The 16,689-nt window shown below is 63.8% G+C and carries 14 protein-coding genes; all 14 read right to left on the reverse strand.

The genetic code is table 11. From position 1 onward, the window contains the following. Positions 1-3: 3 nt before the first annotated feature. Positions 4-798 carry a cell division protein FtsQ/DivIB gene (locus Q390_RS0100440; RefSeq protein WP_027994291.1) on the reverse strand — a complete coding sequence of 265 codons (795 nt, stop codon included), beginning with the start codon at positions 796-798 and terminating at the stop codon, positions 4-6. Next, the gene (locus Q390_RS0100445) at positions 795-1,793 is read right to left on the reverse strand and encodes a D-alanine--D-alanine ligase (RefSeq protein ID WP_027994292.1); all 999 of its coding nucleotides are present in this window, start codon (positions 1,791-1,793) and stop codon (positions 795-797) included. The genes Q390_RS0100440 and Q390_RS0100445 overlap by 4 nt, the downstream gene beginning before the upstream one ends. Beyond that, positions 1,790-3,223, reverse strand: a complete 1,434-nt coding sequence (gene murC, locus Q390_RS0100450; protein WP_027994293.1) for a UDP-N-acetylmuramate--L-alanine ligase — start codon at positions 3,221-3,223, stop codon at positions 1,790-1,792. Before murC ends, Q390_RS0100445 begins: the two co-directional genes overlap by 4 nt. After that, positions 3,220-4,311, reverse strand: coding sequence for an undecaprenyldiphospho-muramoylpentapeptide beta-N-acetylglucosaminyltransferase (gene murG, locus Q390_RS0100455; protein WP_037471900.1), 1,092 nt, complete (start codon positions 4,309-4,311; stop codon positions 3,220-3,222). The genes murC and murG overlap by 4 nt, the downstream gene beginning before the upstream one ends. After that, the gene (gene ftsW, locus Q390_RS17100; protein WP_051602955.1) at positions 4,308-5,612 is read right to left on the reverse strand and encodes a putative lipid II flippase FtsW; all 1,305 of its coding nucleotides are present in this window, start codon (positions 5,610-5,612) and stop codon (positions 4,308-4,310) included. Before ftsW ends, murG begins: the two co-directional genes overlap by 4 nt. Continuing rightward, positions 5,609-7,414 carry a UDP-N-acetylmuramoyl-L-alanine--D-glutamate ligase gene (gene murD / locus Q390_RS0100465; RefSeq protein WP_027994295.1) on the reverse strand — a complete coding sequence of 602 codons (1,806 nt, stop codon included), beginning with the start codon at positions 7,412-7,414 and terminating at the stop codon, positions 5,609-5,611. The genes ftsW and murD overlap by 4 nt, the downstream gene beginning before the upstream one ends. Then, a complete protein-coding gene (mraY, locus tag Q390_RS0100470) occupies positions 7,411-8,589 on the reverse strand; it encodes a phospho-N-acetylmuramoyl-pentapeptide-transferase (RefSeq protein ID WP_027994296.1) in 1,179 nt (392 codons plus the stop codon). The genes murD and mraY overlap by 4 nt, the downstream gene beginning before the upstream one ends. Continuing rightward, positions 8,583-9,971 carry a UDP-N-acetylmuramoyl-tripeptide--D-alanyl-D-alanine ligase gene (locus Q390_RS0100475; RefSeq protein ID WP_156949800.1) on the reverse strand — a complete coding sequence of 463 codons (1,389 nt, stop codon included), beginning with the start codon at positions 9,969-9,971 and terminating at the stop codon, positions 8,583-8,585. The genes mraY and Q390_RS0100475 overlap by 7 nt, the downstream gene beginning before the upstream one ends. 2 nt (positions 9,972-9,973) lie before the next feature. Beyond that, positions 9,974-11,461, reverse strand: coding sequence for a UDP-N-acetylmuramoyl-L-alanyl-D-glutamate--2,6-diaminopimelate ligase (locus Q390_RS0100480; RefSeq protein WP_027994298.1), 1,488 nt, complete (start codon positions 11,459-11,461; stop codon positions 9,974-9,976). Beyond that, positions 11,461-13,206, reverse strand: coding sequence for a peptidoglycan D,D-transpeptidase FtsI family protein (locus Q390_RS0100485; RefSeq protein ID WP_027994299.1), 1,746 nt, complete (start codon positions 13,204-13,206; stop codon positions 11,461-11,463). The genes Q390_RS0100480 and Q390_RS0100485 overlap by 1 nt, the downstream gene beginning before the upstream one ends. After that, positions 13,203-13,538 (reverse strand): cell division protein FtsL, encoded by a 336-nt coding sequence (ftsL, locus tag Q390_RS0100490; protein ID WP_027994300.1) that lies wholly within the window; start codon positions 13,536-13,538, stop codon positions 13,203-13,205. The genes Q390_RS0100485 and ftsL overlap by 4 nt, the downstream gene beginning before the upstream one ends. 90 nt (positions 13,539-13,628) lie before the next feature. Continuing rightward, positions 13,629-14,558, reverse strand: a complete 930-nt coding sequence (rsmH, locus tag Q390_RS0100495; RefSeq protein WP_027994301.1) for a 16S rRNA (cytosine(1402)-N(4))-methyltransferase RsmH — start codon at positions 14,556-14,558, stop codon at positions 13,629-13,631. A 9-nt stretch (positions 14,559-14,567) separates the two neighbouring features. Next, a complete protein-coding gene (gene mraZ, locus Q390_RS0100500; RefSeq protein ID WP_027994302.1) occupies positions 14,568-14,996 on the reverse strand; it encodes a division/cell wall cluster transcriptional repressor MraZ in 429 nt (142 codons plus the stop codon). A 331-nt stretch (positions 14,997-15,327) separates the two neighbouring features. Continuing rightward, positions 15,328-16,659, reverse strand: a complete 1,332-nt coding sequence (gene hslU / locus Q390_RS0100505; RefSeq protein WP_027994303.1) for an ATP-dependent protease ATPase subunit HslU — start codon at positions 16,657-16,659, stop codon at positions 15,328-15,330. Positions 16,660-16,689: the final 30 nt, after the last annotated feature.

A 16,689-nucleotide genomic window follows, 5' to 3' on the forward strand; every position in this document is an offset into this window, starting at 1 on the left:
TGCCTACTTGCGCGCTGCTGTCGGGGCATCGGACGCGACTGTGGTGATACCGCGCAAACGCAGTGCGTAGCCGCCGGTGTGGCGCAGATCGGCCGATTCCAGTGCGTCCGCATGGCGCCGGTGCTGCGCCGCCACTTGCGTGAGCGTGTGGGCAAAACGCTGGGTACGCTGGACTACCTCCTGGTTCGTCCCCCCGCCCAATTCGACCACCGCTCCGCTGTCAAGCACCACGTGCCAGCCACCACGGCCCGAGAGCGTCAGTTCGTCTATCTCCATATCCAACAGAGCAAACACCGGCTGCAGCAGCGCGTGCATCTGCAACACCTGCGCGGCATAGCCCTCGGGGCCATTCAGGCGTGGCAAGTCATCCTGCTCGGCGTCCTCGCCGTTGGCCTCGAACACGTGCCCCTGCTGGTTCAGCATGGCATTGCCCGCCTCGGGGCCCCAATGGGCTGCGGCGTGGTGCTCCTGCAGCACCACACGCAGCGTGCGCGGGTATTCGCGGCGCACCTGCGCGCTGCGCACCCAGGGTACCTGCTCAAAGGCATCGCGGGCCGCACCCAGATTGATAGTGAAAAAATTACCCACCAGCTGCGGCGCCACGTTGGCGCGCAGCGTCACTGCGTTGTTGTGCACCAGTTCCCCCTGCACCACGATGCGGCCAATGGCAAACGCCGGATGGCGCAGCACCCACCACGCTCCCGCGGCCAGCACCAGCACGACGCACGCCATGAACACCAGCGACGCAGCCAGGTTCATGAACTTGACGTCCAGGGGTGCGGGCAGCCCAGGATTCATGCAGGCATCTCCTGCAGCATGGCCGGGCAGGCACCCTGCGGGGTATCGAGCGTGGCGCTGGCCAGCAGGCGCAGACACAAGTCGCCATAGCTGAGGCCGGCAGCACGGGCGGACATCGGCACCAGTGAATGCCCGGTCATGCCGGGCGAGGTGTTGATCTCCAGCAAGAACGGCTGGCGGTCGCTGGCGCGGATCATGATGTCGGCACGCGCCCAACCACGGCAGCCAAGCGAGCGGTAAGCCGCCACAACAAGACGTGCAATTTCACGCTCCTCGGCCTCGGGCAAGCCGCTGGGGCAGTGGTATTGCGTGTCGTCGGTGAAATATTTGTTCTGGTAGTCGTAATTGCCTTGCGGCGCGACGATGCGGATCAGCGGAAAAGCCTGCGCACTGGCGCCCTCGCCCAGCACCGGACAGGTGGTTTCATCACCCTCGATGAATTGCTCGCACAGCACTTCAGGGTCATAGAGCGCCGCCAGCGCATAGGCCTGGGCGCACTGATCCGCCGTGAACACCTTGGTCAGGCCGATGGTCGAGCCCTCGCGCGCCGGCTTGACAATCATCGGCACGCCCAGGGCCCGCAGCGCGTGCTCGGTGTCGGCGGCGCTGTCCACCAAACGCCAGTCGGGGGTGGGCAAACCATCGGCGCGCCACAGGCGCTTGGTCATGATCTTGTCCATGGCGATGCTGGATGCCAACACGCCAGGGCCGGTGTAGGGAATACCCATCAATTCGAGCGCGCCCTGCACCGTGCCGTCTTCGCCGTGGCGCCCGTGCAGTGCAATAAAGCAGCGTGCATAGCCCTCGTGCTGCAGCACGTTCAGGCCGGTGTGGGCCGGATCAAAGGCGTGCGCATCCACGCCGCGGGCGCGCAGCGCCTGCAGCACGCCGCTGCCGGACATCAGTGAAACTTCGCGCTCGGCCGAGGCGCCGCCCATCAGCACGGCGACCTTGCCCAGCGCGGCAATGTCTGTTTTTGAATCAAATAAGGTCATAAGGCGCCCCCATCCAGCGCTAATAGCTCGCTATTTTGTAGCAATTCCACGATCTTGGCGGCAACTGTTCCGATGGTTCCGGCCCCCATGCACAGCACCACATCCCCTGCGCGCGCATTGTCGGCTATGGTCCGTGGTAAATCTGCAACATTGGCGACGAACAACGGCTCGACCCGACCGGCCAAACGCAGCGCGCGCGCCAGTGCGCGGCCATCGGCGCCGACTATCGGCGCCTCGCCAGCGGCATAAACCTCGGTCAGCAGCACTGCGTCGGCACCGCCCAGCACCTGGATGAAATCTTCGAAACAGTCGCGGGTGCGCGTGTAGCGGTGCGGCTGAAACGCCAGCACCAGGCGCTGGCCCGGAAAGGCGCCGCGCGCTGCGGCCAGTGTGGCCGCCATCTCGACCGGGTGGTGGCCGTAGTCGTCGATCACGGTGAAATGGCCGCCGCCCTGTGCCGGCAAATCGCCATAGCGCTGAAAACGCCGGCCCACACCCTTGAAGCTGGCCAACGCGCGCAGCACGGCGGCGTCGTCAATGCCCAGCTCCACCGCCACGGCAATGGCGGCCAGGGCATTGAGCACGTTGTGCTCGCCCGCCAGATTTAGCACCACGTCCATGTCCGGCAGGCTGACGCCGTTGCGCCGCTGCACCGTGAAGTACATCTGCCCCGCCGCGGCGCGCACGTTAATGGCACGCACCTGCGCCTCGTCACTAAAGCCATAACTGGTGATGGGGCGGGCGATCTGGTCGAGGATGTCACGCACCGCGGCATCGTCAATGCACATGATGGCGGCGCCATAAAACGGCATCCGGTGCAAAAACTCGACAAATGCCTTCTTCAGCCGGCCAAAATCGTGGCCGTAGGTTTCCATGTGGTCGGCGTCAATGTTGGTCACCACGGCCATCACCGGCAGCAGGTTCAGGAACGAGGCATCGGACTCGTCGGCCTCGACAATGATGTATTCACCCTGTCCCAGCCGCGCATTGGCACCCACGCTGTTGAGGCGCCCGCCAATCACAAACGTCGGGTCCAGATCAGCCTCGGCCAGCACGCTAGTGACCAAGCTGGTAGTCGTTGTCTTGCCATGCGCACCGGCAATGGCAATGCCGCGCTTGAGGCGCATCAGCTCGGCCAGCATCAGGGCGCGGGGCACCACCGGAATTCTTTTCTCGCGTGCTGCCAGCACCTCGGGGTTGTCGGCCTTCACCGCCGTCGAGGTGACTACGGCATCGGCGCCCGCGATGTGCTCAGCGGCGTGGCCCACGTGGATAACGATTCCCAGGGTTTGCAACCGGCGCAGCACCGCGCTGTCGGCCAAATCAGAGCCGGTGATGGCGTAACCCAGGTTGTGCATGACTTCGGCAATGCCGCTCATGCCCGAGCCGCCAATGCCGACGAAATGGATGTGGTGGATAGCGTGCTTCATACGGTCAGTGCCTCGCACGCAGCAACCACCTCGTGGGTGGCGTTTATTTTTTGCATCTTTTTAGCCTCTAGCGCCCGCTGCACAAGCGCAGTTCGCTCCATATTTTGTAGCATATCTGCCAATCGTTGCGGTGTCATGTCGCGCTGCGGCAGCAACCAGCCGCCGCCCGCCTGCACCAAAAATTGCGCGTTGGTGGTCTGATGGTCGTCCACCGCCGACGGGAACGGCACGAATACGGCCGCCGCGCCGATGGCGGCGATCTCGGTGACCGTACTGGCACCGGCACGACAAACGATGATGTCGGCATCGGCAAAAGCGCTGGCGGTGTCATCGATGAAAGGCGTGAGTTCGGCTTCGGCACCGGCCGCAGCGTAGTTGGCGCGCAGCGCGTCGATTTGCGCCGCGCCGCTTTGGTGCGTGACCAGCGGGCGCTGCCAAGCGGGAATCAGCGCCAGCGCCTGCGGCACGATGTCATTGAGCGCACGTGCGCCCAGGCTGCCACCGACGACCAACAGGCGCAACGGCCCACTGCGCCCGGCAAAGCGCTCAACCGGCCCAGGCTGCTGGGTGAACGCCGCGCGCAGCGGGTTGCCGACCCATTGGGCCTGGGGAAATACCCCGGGAAAGGCCGTAAACACTCGCTCCGCCAAGCGTGCCAATAGCTTGTTGGCCATGCCGGCGACGGAATTTTGCTCATGCAGCACCAGCGGCTTGCCGGCGGCCCAGGCCACCAGCCCCCCGGGAAAGCTGATGTAGCCTCCCAGGCCGACCACCACGTCGGGTTGCACCCGCTGCACCACGGCGCGTGCCTGCCAAAAGGCACGCAGCAAGCGCAGCGGCAGGCGCAACAGTGTCAGCACGCCCTTGCCGCGCACGCCGGAAAAGTCAATGGTCTCCAGCGCAAAACCGTGCTGCGGCACGATGCGGGCCTCCATGCTGGCGGGCGCGCCGAGCCAGTGCACGCGCCAGCCGCGCGCGCGCAACTCCTGCGCCACCGCCAGGCCCGGAAAGATGTGGCCACCGGTACCACCCGCCATGATGAGCGCGGTTTTACTGCGCGCAGCGGTGGTGTGGGGCACTGCGGTCATGCCGAGCCCCCGTGGGTGCGCGCTGATGCCGCAGTGCTGTCGCCGGCGCGCATCAGCAGCTTGTTTTCATAGTCGATGCGAAACACCACCGCCAGCGCCACCATGTTCATCAAAATGGCCGAGCCGCCAAAGCTCATGAGAGGCAGCGTCAGGCCCTTGGTCGGCAGCGCGCCCAGGTTCACGCCGACGTTGATGAAGGCCTGAAAACCCATCCAGATGGCCACGCCTTGCGCCACCAAGCCGGCAAACACCCGGTCCAGTGCAATCGCCTGGCGGCCAATGTGCATGATGCGCCGCGCCATCCACAAGAACAGCAGCAGCAAAGTGAGTACGCCCATCAGGCCAAACTCTTCGCCAATCACGGCAACCAGAAAATCGGTATGTGCCTCGGGCAACCAGTGCAGCTTTTCGACGCTGCCGCCCAAGCCAACGCCAAACACTTCGCCACGCCCGATGGCAATCAGCGAGTGCGTGAGCTGGTAGCTCTTGGCCAGCGCATTGTTTTCGCTCCAGGGGTCCAGGTAAGCAAAAATGCGCGCGCGCCGGTAATCGTTGAAGGCGATCATCAGCCCGAACGCCGACACCAGCACCACGCCGATCATGATGAACATGCGCGCATTGACGCCGCCCAGAAATAGGATGCCCATGGCAATCACGGCAATCACCATGAAAGCGCCCATGTCCGGCTCGGCCAGCAGCAGCGCCCCCACCAAGCCGACCGCAGCCCCCATGGGCAGCACGGCGCGAAAGAAGCGCTCCTTCACCTCCATCTTGCGGCACATGTAATCTGAGGCGTAGATCAGCACGGCAAATTTGGCTAGCTCAGAGGGCTGAAAATTCATCACCCCCAGCGACAGCCAGCGCCGCGCGCCATTGACCACCGTGCCCACATGCGGCACCAGCACCAGCACCAGCAGGCCAATTGATACCAGGAACAGCGCCCGCGCCGAGCGCTCCCAAGTGGCCATGGAGATCTGGAACGTCAACAGCGCCACGATAAAGCCAATCACCAGCGACATCGCATGGCGCACCAAAAAGTGCGTCGGCGCAATCTTGCCAAAGCGCGGATTCTGCGGCATGGCAATCGAGGCCGAATACACCATCACCAGCCCCCAGGCCAGTAACGCCACCACCACCCACAGCAGCGTTTGGTCAAAGCCCAGCACGTGCGCCGGCGTGGCGGTGGTGCGGCGGTACTCCATGCCGCCCACGCGCACCGGCAACACATCGACCGCCTTGCTGGGCAAACCGCTAAACCAGCCGACCAGGCGTGCAAAAACATTCGGCCTATCGCTGCTCATGGTGCACCCTCCAGGCTCTGCCCAACGTCCTGCGCGAGGGCCTGCACCGCTGCGCCAAAGACCTGCGCGCGGTGCTCATAGCCATTGAACATGTCAAAACTGGCGCAAGCGGGCGACAGCAAGACAGCGTCGCCGGGATGGGCCCGCTGCGCCGCCACTTGCACTGCGTGCGCCATATCGATCGCGGCCAGCAGCGGTACGCCGGCATCCTCCAGCGCGTGGCGGATCAGCGGCGCATCGCGGCCAATGAGCAGTACCGCGCGGGCGTAGCGCGCTACCGGCAGCGCCAACGGGGAAAAATCTTGGCCCTTGCCATCGCCGCCCAGAATAACGACCACACGCCGCTCGGCGCCCAGGCCCGCCAACGCGGCCACCGTGGCACCCACATTGGTACCCTTGCTATCGTCAAAGTATTCGATGCCATTGAGCCGACCGATGGACTGCACACGGTGCGGCTCGCCGTGGTATTCGCGCAGGCCGTACAGCATCGGCCCGAGTGCTCCGCCGGCAGCGTGCGCCAGCGCCAGTGCCGCCAGCGCATTGGTGGCGTTGTGCCGGCCGCGGATACGCAGGGCGTCCGCCGGCATCAGGCGCTGCAGATGCAGCGGTTCAACCTCGGCGTCCAAGCCGCGCGTGCGGCGCTGGGGCGTGCCGTCTGCCGGCTGCGCGCGCACCAGCCAGGCCATGCCGTTGAGGGTTTCAATGCCAAAGTCGCCGGGGCGCTGCGGCAGGTCGGCACCAAAGGTGGTGTAAGCACGCCACTGCGGTTTTTGCAGCTTGACGCGCACCGGCTCGGGCAGCATGGCCATCACACCAGGGTCTTCACGGTTCAGCACCATCAGTGCCGCGCTGCCAAAAATACGCGCTTTGGCGCCAGCGTAGGCCTCCAGGCTGCCGTGCCAGTCCAAATGGTCTTGGGTGAGGTTGAGCACTGCGGCGGCCGTCGGCTCAAAGCCAGTCACGCCATCGAGTTGAAAGCTCGACAGCTCTAGCACCCACACTGCTGGCAATGTGCCCGCGTCCAGATGCGCCGTGAGGGTATCGAGCAAGGTTGGGCCAATGTTGCCGGCCATCGCCACCGATTGGCCGGCGCGCTCGACCAGTTGGCACGTCAGCGAGGTGACCGTGGTTTTGCCATTGGTGCCGGTGATCGCCAGCACCGCCGGCGCGTAGCCTTGCGTAGCACGCAAGGTGCGCAAGGCCATCGAATACAAGCTTAACTCGCCTCCAACGCTTACTCCGCTTGCGCTAGCAGCTATCAAAACAGCATCAATACTGGCGGGACTCAGCCCCGGAGAGCGGTAAATGGCGTGCAGGTCCTGACCGTCCACCAGTGCCGCATCGAAAGCGCCGGCCACAAACTGCACCTGGGGCCATTCGGCCTGCAAAGCGACCAGTTGCGGCGGTGCGGCGCGTGTGTCCGCCACCGTCACCTGCGCACAGCAGCGCACACACCAGCGCGCCATGGCCAGACCGGAATCGCCCAGCCCCAGCACCAGCACCTTGCGGCCTTGCAGTGGCACCAGGTCTTGCTCGGCGGACATAGCAGCGGGCACATGGGAAGACCACTCGAAAGTTGTATCGGCAGACACTGCCTCGGCTTCTGCCGCAGCAGCTACCGCCGCCAAAGCCGTCGCCGGCGTGCTGACATCGGCAAACATTTGCGCCACAAACTCGGTCGCCACCTGCGCCGCCGACACTGCGGGGGCATGGCCGTCCAGCAACCAGTCAGGTTTGGGCGCTGGCACGCCAGCGGACACCGCTGCGGGGCTGTCGTGCGGGTTCAAAGCGTCGCTATTCATCGCAGTTTCAGGGTCGATAAACCCACCAGGCACAGCAACATGGTGACGATCCAGAAACGCACCACCACCTGCGTTTCCTTCCAGCCGATTTTTTCAAAATGGTGGTGCAGGGGTGCCATCCTGAGCAGGCGCCGGCCCTCGCCGTAGCGCTTTTTGGTCGCCTTGAACCAGGTCACCTGCAACATCACCGAAATGGCTTCAACCACAAAAATGCCACCCATGATGGCCAGCACGATCTCCTGGCGCACGATGACCGCAATGGTGCCCAGCGCCGCCCCCAGCGCCAGCGCGCCGACGTCGCCCATGAAAACCTGCGCCGGGTGCGTGTTGAACCATAAAAATGCCAGGCCAGCACCGGCCATGGCGGCACAAAAGATCAGCAACTCCCCCGAGCCCGGAATGTGCGGAAACAACAAATACTTGGAATACACCGCGCTGCCAACCACATAAGCAAATACCCCCAGCGATGAGCCGACCATGACCACCGGCATGATGGCCAGCCCATCCAGCCCGTCGGTTAGATTGACGGCGTTGCTGGAGCCAACGATGACTAAGTAGGTCATGATGACAAAACCCAGCACGCCCAGCGGGTAGCTCACTTCCTTGAAAAACGGTAGCAACAGGCCGGCCTGGGCGGGCAAAGTAACATCCAGACCCGAGCGCACCCAGGAGACGAACAACTCGAACACCTTGTAGTTCGAACTCTCGGAGATGCTGAACACCAGATACAACGCCGCCAGCAGCCCGACGATCGACTGCCATAGGTATTTTTCGCGCGAACGCATGCCGTTGGGGTCTTTGTAGACCACCTTGCGCCAGTCGTCCACCCAGCCAATGGCGCCAAAACCCAGCATCACCAGCAGCACGATCCAGACAAAGCGGTTCGACAGGTCGGCCCACAGCAAGGTGGAGACGGTGATGGCGAGCAGGATCAGCACGCCGCCCATGGTGGGGGTACCGCTTTTGACATGGTGCGTTTCCATGCCGTTGGTGCGAATCGGCTGGCCAATTTTCAGTTCGGTCAGGCGCCGAATGACGCGTGGGCCAGCAAGCAGACCGATCAGCAGTGCCGTCAACGCGGCCATCACGGCGCGCAGCGTCAGGTACTGGAAGACTCGAAAAAATCCAAATTCAGTGGACACGCTTTGCAGCCACTGCGCCAACCACATCAGCATGGAGCACTCCGTTGCACCGCGGGCGCCGCCAGGGCGTCCAGCACTTGTTCCATCTTCATAAACCGAGATCCCTTTACCAGCACGCTGCCCACCGTGGGCAATTGCGCCTGCACCGCTGCCAGCAGCAGCGCCATGTTGTCAAAATGCTGTCCCGCGCCAAAGGCGCTGGCGGCGTGCGCCGATTGCGCGCCCAGCGTGAACAGCTGCTCAATGCCGCAGTCCCGCGCCTGGGTGCCGGCTTCGGTGTGAAACTGCGGCCCTTGGTTGCCGACTTCGCCCATGTCACCCATCACCAGCAGGCGCGGCGCCGGCAGCTCGGCCAGTACCGCAATGGCAGCGTGCATCGAGTCGGGGTTGGCGTTGTAGCTGTCGTCCACCACGGTGATGTGGCGCGTGCCGTGCTGCACGCTGAAAGCCCGCGAACGGCCCTTGACCGGGGCAAACGCCGCCAGTCCCTGCGCAATCGCCGCCAGCGGCACGCCGGCGGCGATTGCGCAGGCAGTCGCCGCCAAAGCATTGCTGACGTTGTGGCGCCCGGCAATCGCCAGCGTGCAGTCCAGGGCCCCCTGCGGCGTGGCGATACGCACCTGCCAAGCACGGCTTTGCCAATCCGCTTGGAGGCTATGGATGTCACCGCCGTCACCAAAAGTGAGGCAGCGCCGCGCACCGGCCAGGCCACGCCACAGCGCGGTGTAGGTGTCGCCGGCAGGAAAAACTGCCACGCCATCCACCGGCAAAGCGCTCAGCACGCCGCCGTTTTCTTCGGCCACGGCCTGCACGGTGTGCATGAATTCGAGGTGCTCACGCTGTGCGTTGTTAACCAACGCCACCGTCGGCCGCGCCATGTCGGCCAGCAAAGCGATTTCACCAGGATGGTTCATGCCCAGTTCGACCACGCCGATGCGGTGCTGCGCGCGCAGGCGCAGCAGGGTGTGCGGCACACCAATGGCGTTGTTGAAATTGCCTTGCGTGGCGAAGGCGGCACTGCCAGCATGGGCCGCCAGGATGGACGCCAGCATCTGCGTCACGGTGGTTTTGCCGTTGCTGCCAGTCACCGCTATCAGCGGCAGGTCAAACTGCGCGCGCCAGCCCGCCGCCAAAGCGCCCAGCGCCAGTAGCGTGTCAGGCACTTCAATGCCGGCCAGGCCTGCGTTCGGCAAACCACCGTGGGCCACGGCGGCTACTGCGCCGGCTTGGCGCGCCTGGGGCAGAAACTGGTGGGCGTCAAAACGCTCGCCCTGCAGCGCGACAAACAAATCGCCCGCTTGCAGACTGCGGCTGTCGGTGTGGACACGCGCTATAGCCGTGCTGCCCTCGCCCACCAGACGGGCCTGGGGAATGCGCTGCTGAATGAACCCCAGCGCCTGTTGCAAGCTCATCATGCTCATTCGATACTTCCTCGGGCCTGCAACGCCGCGCGTGCCTGGGCCATGTCCGAGAACGGCCGGCGCACGCCTGCCGTCTCTTGGTAATCTTCGTGTCCCTTGCCCGCGATCAGCACCACATCGCGGGCATCGGCCTCGGCCAGTGCCAGCGCAATGGCGGTGGCACGGTCCGGCTCAACGCGCACGGTCTCGCCCGCAATCGTGCCTTGCAGCACCTGGTGAAGGATGTGCGCCGGGTCTTCGCTGCGCGGGTTGTCACTGGTCAGCACCACCCAATCGGCTTGGCGCTGCGCGGCTGCACCCATCAGCGGGCGTTTGCTGGCGTCGCGGTCGCCGCCGCAGCCAAACACGCACCACAGCTGCCCGCCGCGCTCCGTCGCCAGCGCGCGCAGGGCACGCAGCGCCTGCTGCAGCGCATCGGGCGTGTGGGCATAGTCCACCGCCACCAGCGGCTGGCCAGCAGCAGCGATGCGCTCCATGCGCCCCGGCACCGGCAACAGCGCCGCGCAGGCCCACACGGCGCGCGCCAGCGGCACGCCGAGCGCGCGCAGGGCGGCAATCACACCGAGCAGATTGGAGACGTTGTAGTCGCCGATCAGCGCGGTTTGCAGCAGATGGCGCTCATCGCCCTCAACCACGGCAAACCGCAGACCAGCATCGCCAAAACCCACGGCTTGCGCCTGCAGCCGCGCGCTACGCTGCATGGACACGCTCCACAGATCCAGCCCACGGCCCGCCAAGGTGGCGTGCAGCGTGGCGCCATGCGCATCATCGATATTGATCACTGCCGCCTGCAGGCCGGGCCAGTCGAACAGCGCCACCTTGGACTGCCAGTAGGCCTCCATGCTGCCGTGGTAGTCGAGGTGGTCTTGCGTGAAATTGGTGAACACACCGACGCGGATGCGCGTGCCGGCCAGTCGGTGCTCGGCCAGACCAATCGACGAGGCTTCGATGGCGCAGCTGTGCACACCCGCATCAACAAACTGGCGAAACGCGCGCTGCAGCCGCACCGGATCGGGCGTGGTCATGCCCGTGCTTTGCAGGTGGGGTATCACACCCATGCCCAAAGTACCCACCAACCCACACGGGGCAAGCGCATCCAGCTCACTATGTTGTAGCGCATCCGCCAACCACCAGGCGCTGCTGGTCTTGCCATTGGTGCCGGTAAAGGCAACGACGTTAAGCGCCTGTGACGGCTGGGCAAACCACTGCGCCGCGATGTCGCCGGTGGCGGCCTTGAGGCCAGTCAACGCCGCCAGGTCGGCGCCAGCAAGACCAAAAGGCTCGGCGCCGACCTGCTCGACCAGGCAGGCGCTGGCACCGCGCGCCAAGGCATCAGCCACATGCGCGCGGCCATCGGTGGCAGCGCCGGGCCAGGCGATGAAACCGTCGCCGGGGGCAATCCGGCGGCTGTCGGTGTGCAGCGTACCGGTGACGTGCTGGCGCAGCCACTGCACGGCATCCAAGGCGTTATCCAACAGGCGCATTACAAGGTCTCCTCCGCCACATCGGCAACGATTTGTGGCTTCACCGCCATGTCCGGCGGCACACCCATCATGCGCAGGGTTTGCTGTACCACTTCGCTGAACACGGGCGCGGCGACGGTACCGCCGTAGTAGGTGCCGTTGTTAGGTTCGTCCACCATCACGGCGACGATGATGCGGGGCTTTTCAATCGGCGCCATGCCGGTGAACCAGGCACGGTATTTGCCCGTGGAATAAGTTTTGCCAATCTGTTTGCGCGCCGTGCCGGACTTGCCGCCGACCGAATAGCCCTGTGTTTGCGCCCGCTGTCCGGTACCACCAGGGCCAGCGGCCATTTGCAGCATCTTGCGTACTTGGGCCGCAGTCTGCGGCGAAAACACCGGCACGCCCAAGGCGGGCTGCTCGCTTTTGAGCATGGTGGCGGTGATGATCTGACCATCGTGCGCAAACACGGTGTACGAGCGCGCCATCTGAAACAGGCTGGCTGACAGACCATAGCCATACGACATGGTGGCCTGCTCGATCGGGCGCCAGGTCTTGTAAGCGCGCAAACGGCCACTGACAGCGCCGGGAAAGGCAATTTGCGGCTTTTGCCCAAAGCCAGCGGCAGAGAAGGTCTCCCACATCTCGCGCGCCGGCATCTGCATCGCAATCTTGGTCGTGCCGACGTTGCTGGACTTCTGGATCACGCCTTCGACCGTGAGCACACCGTAGTTGTGCGTATCGGAAATGGTCGAACCGGTGATGGTGATGCGCCCGGGAGTGGTGTCCACGATGGTGCCGGGGCGCACGCGCCCGCTGTCCAGCGCCAAGCCGATGGTGAACGGCTTCATGGTCGAGCCGGGCTCGAAAGTGTCGGTCAGGGCCCGGTTGCGCAACTGCTCACCGGTCAGATTCTGGCGCTTGTCCGGCACGTAGCTGGGGTAATTGGCCAGTGCCAGCACTTCGCCGGTCACGGCGTCCAGCACCACCACGCTGCCGGCCTTGGCCTTGTGCGCAATCACCTGGTCACGCAATTTTTGGTAGGCAAAAAACTGTACCTTGCTGTCAATCGACAACTGCATGTCGCGCCCGTCCATGGGTGGCACGACTTCGCCCACGCCCTCGACCACACGACCCATACGGTCCTTGATGACGCGGCGCGAACCGGCCTTGCCGGCCAGCAGGTCGTTGAAAGCCAGTTCCATGCCCTCCTGACCCTTGTCCTCGACGTTGGTGAAACCGACCACGTGGGCAATCGCCTCGCCTTCGGGGTAGAGGCGCTTGTATTCCTTGCGCAAATAGATGCCCTTGATACCCAGCGCAGTGATTTTCTCGCCCACATCCCAGTCCAGCTGGCGCTTGAGCCAGACGAAGGTCTTGTCTTCATCCGCCAGTTTGGCGCTCAGACTGGCCAGCGGCGTGTCCATGAGTTTGGCCAACTGCTTGAGTTGGGCGCGCACCTGCGGATCGTCTTGCTCGACGTCTTCCGGAATGGCCCAAATGCTGGCGGCGGGCACGCTGGAGGCCAGAATCAGGCCATTACGGTCGAGCAACTTGCCGCGGTAGGCGGGCAAATCCAGGGTGCGTGCAAAACGCACCTCGCCCTGGCGCTGAAAAAAGGCGTTGTCCAGCACTTGCACATAGGCCGCACGCGCGCCCAGACCAAAAAAGGCCACCGCGATCACCCCGACGATCAGCTTGCTGCGCCCGGGCGGTGTCTTGCTCGCCAGCAGCGGACTGGAGGTGTAACGGATGCTGCGCTTCATGGCACGCCCTTTTTGGGCGCGCCAGCGGACTGCGGCGGCGCTACGGCGGCGCCTGTGGCGGCAGCAGCGGGCGCATCACGCACATATTCCGTGATGGACGGCGTGGCCGTGCGCATTTGTAGCCGCGTATGGGCCAAGGTTTCGACGCGCAGCGGCGTGGCTTGCGCCCGCTTGTCCACCTGCAGACGCTCCTGCTCCAGCGCGAGGCGCCGCGCCTCCACCTGGGCACGGTCCAGCTCGGTGTAGAGCAGGCGCGAGTCGTATTGGTTACGCACCAGATACAAGGCACTGACCAGCACCGCCAACAGCAGCAGCACGTTAAGCCGCATCATGGGCAGCCCCTTGCCGCGGCGCAGCCACACCCGTCCACACCCACGCCGCTCTCCCTCGGGCAGGCACTGCTGCGGGCGGCACAGAAAGGCTCATGCAGGCACCTGGGTGCGTTCGGCCACGCGCATCACGGCACTGCGGGAGCGCGGATTACCCGTGACTTCGGCAGCGCTGGGCTTGATACGCGCCAGTGCCGTGAGGCGCATGGCCTTGGGCGGCGCAAACGGCGCGCGCCGGTCATAGACCTCTTTGGAGTGCTCGGCAATGAACTGCTTGACGATGCGGTCTTCCAGCGAATGAAAGCTGATCACCACCAGACGCCCGCCGGGCTGGAGCACCGACAAACTGGCTTCTAGCGCTTGCTGCAGCTCTTGCAGTTCGGCATTGATAAAAATCCGAAAAGCCTGAAAGGTGCGTGTGGCCGGATTTTGGCCCGCTTCGCGGGTCTTGACCGTGCCAGCCACGAGTTCGGCCAGTTCGGCGGTCGTAGCCAGCGGGCCACGTTCTTGTCGGCGCGCAACAATCGCCTTTGCAATGGGGCCAGCAAACCGTTCTTCACCATATTCACGTATCACCTCCGCAATCTGCCCCACCTCGGCATAGGCCAGCCACTGCGCCACGCTCTCGCCACGTGTGGTGTCCATGCGCATGTCCAACGGGCCATCAAAGCGAAAGCTGAAACCGCGCTCGGGGCTGTCAATCTGGGGCGAACTCACGCCCAGGTCCATTAGCACACCGGCAGCGCTGGCAGGCGCCAAGTCGGCCAGATGGCGAAACCCTTCGTGGCGAATCGAAAAACGCGCATCCTGGATGCGCGCCGCTTCGGCGATGGCTTCAGGGTCCTTGTCGAACGCCAATAACCGTCCCTGCGGCCCCAAGCGCAAAAGGATGTGCCGCGAATGGCCACCCCGGCCAAAGGTGGCATCGATCCAGGTGCCTTGCGGCGCGGTCTCGGCACCGGCCAGCAGGGCATCTACCGCCTCGTCCAGCAGCACCGTCTTGTGTTGTCGTTGTTCGGTCACACTGCGCCTTCAGAAAGCAAAATCGTGGAAGACGTCAGGCATGGGACCCTGCAGGGCTTGCGCCTCTTGTGTCTCGTAAGTCGCCCGGTCCCACAACTCGAAATGGTGGCCCATGCCCAGCAGCGTGGCGTCACGCCGAATGCCAGCGGCTTGGCGCAACTCGGGTGACACCAGCACACGGCCGGTGGCATCCATATCCACGTCCAGGGCATTGCCTAAAAAAATACGCTTCCACCACTGGGCCGACAAAGGCAACTGGGCAATGCGTTCGCGAAATTTTTCCCATTCGGGACGGGGAAAAACCATAAGGCATCCGTGGGGGTGTTTGGTAAGAGTGAGCTGGCCTGAAGCAGTGGTGGCCAAAACATCGCGGTGCCGGGTAGGTATCGAGAGGCGGCCCTTTGCATCCAGACTCAGCGAGGAAGCCCCTTGAAACACAGACAGACACCTCGCTCTTGATTTTTGCTGGTTCAACGCCAAAAACTGCGACGAAGCCGGCTATTTTCCCACTTCATTGCACTTTTTTGCACTGTATCAGGAAATCAATCCGACCGACCACCCCAGGAAACATCTTCTTTCAATGAAATCAACCACTTAGCCGGCAGATCGAATATTGAAAATAGCAAAACTCTGTACGCACAAAGGCAGTTAGCGCGCTCTCTGCGCCCAACGCCTTCTCCCTACAGAGCATTAGGGTAATCCCGTATTTCAGCGCATTGAACGAAAAGTGACGTGGACAGCGGACGTGAACAGCCCCCAGTCCCTGGGCTCACAGGATGTAGCGCGACAGGTCTTCGTCCTGGCTCAGGGCCTGGAGCCGCTCGTTGACATACGCGGCGTCGATCTGCACGGTCTGGCCGGCGCGGTGGGCCGCATCAAAACTGACTTCATCCAGCAGGCGCTCCATCACCGTCGAGAGCCGACGGGCACCGATGTTTTCGGTGCTTTCATTGACGTCAAAAGCAATTTGCGCCAGGCGCGTAATACCCTCAGCAGAAAACTCCAGTGTCACGCCTTCGGTCGCCAGCAAGGCCTGGTACTGCTTGACCAGCGAGGCCTGAGTCTGCATCAGGATGGCCTCAAAGTCCTGCACCGACAGCGACTCCAACTCCACACGGATCGGGAAACGCCCTTGCAGCTCGGGGATCAGATCGCTCGGTTTGGACACATGGAACGCACCCGAGGCAATGAACAGAATGTGGTCGGTCTTGACCACGCCGTATTTGGTTGACACCGTGGTGCCCTCAACCAGCGGCAGCAAGTCGCGCTGCACCCCTTGGCGCGACACATCGGCATTGCTGCTGTCTTGGCGCGAGGCCACTTTATCGATTTCATCGATGAACACGATGCCGTTTTGCTCGGCACTGACCAGCGCGCGGCTCTTGATGTCATCTTCGTTGACCAGCTTGCCGGCTTCTTCTTCGATCAGCAGCTTGCGCGCCTCGGCAATGCGCAGCTTGCGCGTGTGGCGCCGCTCTTGCCCCATCTGGCTGAAGACGCCGCGCAACTGCTCGGCCATTTCTTCCATGCCCTGGGGCCCCATGATTTCGAGTTGCGGGCGTGCATCGGCGACGTCAATCTCGATCTCCTTGTCGTCGAGCTGGCCTTCGCGCAGCTTTTTACGAAACACCTGGCGCGCTGTGCTCTCGGTGGCGGGCGCAGCAGAGGCGATATCGCTGCTACGCGCGCCGGGAATCAATGCATCCAGGATGCGCTCTTCGGCCGCATCTTCAGCGCCGGCGCGCACGCGCAACACCTGCGCCTGGCGCTCTTGTTTGACGGCGATTTCCGCCAGATCCCGAATGATGGCGTCCACATCCTTGCCGACATAGCCGACCTCGGTGAACTTGGTCGCTTCGACCTTGATGAAAGGTGCGTCCGCCAGACGCGCCAGGCGCCGGGCAATTTCGGTCTTGCCGACACCGGTGGGGCCAATCATCAAGATGTTTTTCGGCGTAATTTCGTGGCGCAGCGCTTCGGGCACCTGCTGGCGGCGCCAGCGGTTGCGCAGCGCAATCGCCACGGCACGCTTGGCGCTGGCCTGGCCGACGATGTGCTTGTCGAGTTCGGAGACAATCTCTTGGGGGGTCATGGACGACATGCAAAACCTTTGGTCAAATAGGCCTCAAAC

Source organism: Simplicispira psychrophila DSM 11588 (assembly GCF_000688255.1).
Taxonomy (GTDB): domain Bacteria; phylum Pseudomonadota; class Gammaproteobacteria; order Burkholderiales; family Burkholderiaceae_C; genus Simplicispira; species Simplicispira psychrophila.